This is a genomic window from Thalassobacterium maritimum, assembly GCF_031127805.1.
Lineage (GTDB): Bacteria > Verrucomicrobiota > Verrucomicrobiia > Opitutales > Coraliomargaritaceae > Thalassobacterium > Thalassobacterium maritimum.
Genome location: NZ_JARXHW010000130.1, coordinates 1 through 1,580 on the forward strand (window position 1 = coordinate 1; position 1,580 = coordinate 1,580).

Below are 1,580 nucleotides of genomic sequence, written 5' to 3' on the forward strand. Positions count from 1 at the left end.
TCCCCTGACCGACGAGCATCACAGGCCAAGTAAATCAATGAAAGAAACGAATCAGAGCGAGACTCACAGGCTATCCCAGCACCCCTCAGACTCGCAAGTCCCTGTGGGAACCAGGCGAGATAGTCAATGCGAGTTTACCCGCCGGTTTTGCGACAATCATTTGCACGATTGACCTCACAGGCTCGCATCGACTACTCTTCACGATATGCAAAAGAATCGAATAGCCACCTTATGCACACTTCTCGTGCTGACATTCACACGGGGGTGGAGCATCGAAATCTCAGAAAAAGAATATGAACGACTGAAACAAAAAGAAGAGCTACTTCATACCCAGGCGCTTCCCATTCTTTCAGTTTTACTCAAAGACAAGAATTACAGCTCTCAGGCGGGCCGAATTATGTCTGAGATCGATGAAGCAAGGACAGCACAGTATGTCTATGACTTATTGCCCAAGGGAGACCACAATGTGCACAAATTATTGCTTCGACGCTCATGTCACTCTTACGAGCGTGGGACAGGGGTTGAGTGGTCTGACTTGGCTTACAGGGGAGCGAAAGTCTACCTTGGTTCAAAGGAGATTGCTGAGGGATTTCAGTCTGTCTCAGCTTCAAATACTATCGATGCCATCAAGTTGGTTAGCTACTACGGCAACGCAGGTGACATGGAGCTGCTTAGGAGCTATTTAACTCCAACAATCGAAGCATACGAAGAGCAAATCATATCTGCATCAGAAGCTGCACTTGCTCGGCTGGGCGATGAATATTACCTCAATAAAATCGAAAGTGAACTGAAGAGTTTTGAGGAGATTCAGGAGCTTACTATTCAGGACAAATATAGACTCGAAAAAACTTTGAGAAAAGCTGGGGCATCGGGAAACCCTCGATATATCGACTATGTAGGCCCTTACCTATATCATGAGAGTGAATCCGTTGGAGATATTCACATTGCACCTGTTATGGATGCCGTTCAAGCACTCGAGATGATAGTCGGGAAGTCTGGCGTGATAGGCTGGGAACCTAAGCTTTCACACTGGCAATCATGGTGGAAACAACGCATATCCAGTCGTGATATACAATAGATTTCGCTTCCGCTCATCTATGCATACACTCTACGTTAGCTGAAAAAAAATGAATCCGAAGAAGACCAAATGGCTGATTGGATGCTCAGCCTCATCGAATCCAGACCTAACCTACTACCAGGAAGGAAATGGATTACATTGGATTGCGGTCCAGAAAGGTGTAGGGCCACACTCATCCGGAGCTTCATATTCGTCGTTAATTGAATGGAAAGGTAGAAAAGAGTCTATCCTCAGGCACTTAAAGACGACAGAGTGTGATTGGTTCACCTCCTACCTTGAAAAAGGAATTAAAGAAGAATCATTTTCTGAATCGGAAGTCTTGGATGAATTCAGGAAGAAGAATGGGTTTGAGCCAATCGACTGTTCAGCAGATACTTCACCTCATCACACTTTTAACCAGCAGAGAGCTAAATCGAGTAGGTGACGCCGCACGGGACGCCACCTCTCACACCACCTGCCGTGCGGGACCGCAGCCAGACTGATCGACGTGCTACGCAGTCTG

The 1,580-nt window shown here is 46.6% G+C and carries 2 protein-coding genes; both read left to right on the forward strand.

All coding sequences use genetic code 11. The annotated features are described in order from the left end of the window. Positions 1 to 205 precede the first annotated feature (205 nt). The gene (locus tag QEH52_RS19555) at positions 206 to 1,078 is read left to right on the forward strand and encodes a hypothetical protein (protein ID WP_308952643.1); all 873 of its coding nucleotides are present in this window, start codon (positions 206 to 208) and stop codon (positions 1,076 to 1,078) included. A gap of 49 nt (positions 1,079 to 1,127) precedes the next feature. Continuing rightward, complete coding sequence (locus QEH52_RS19560; RefSeq protein WP_308952644.1) at positions 1,128 to 1,502, forward strand: hypothetical protein; 375 nt, start codon at positions 1,128 to 1,130, stop codon at positions 1,500 to 1,502. Positions 1,503 to 1,580: the final 78 nt, after the last annotated feature.

Bases quoted from the DNA above. Each gene is read 5' to 3' on its own strand.
- QEH52_RS19555 (WP_308952643.1), top strand. From the start codon at position 206: ATGCAAAAGAATCGAATAGCCACCTTATGCACACTTCTCGTGCTGACA.
- QEH52_RS19560 (WP_308952644.1), top strand. From the start codon at position 1,128: ATGAATCCGAAGAAGACCAAATGGCTGATTGGATGCTCAGCCTCATCG.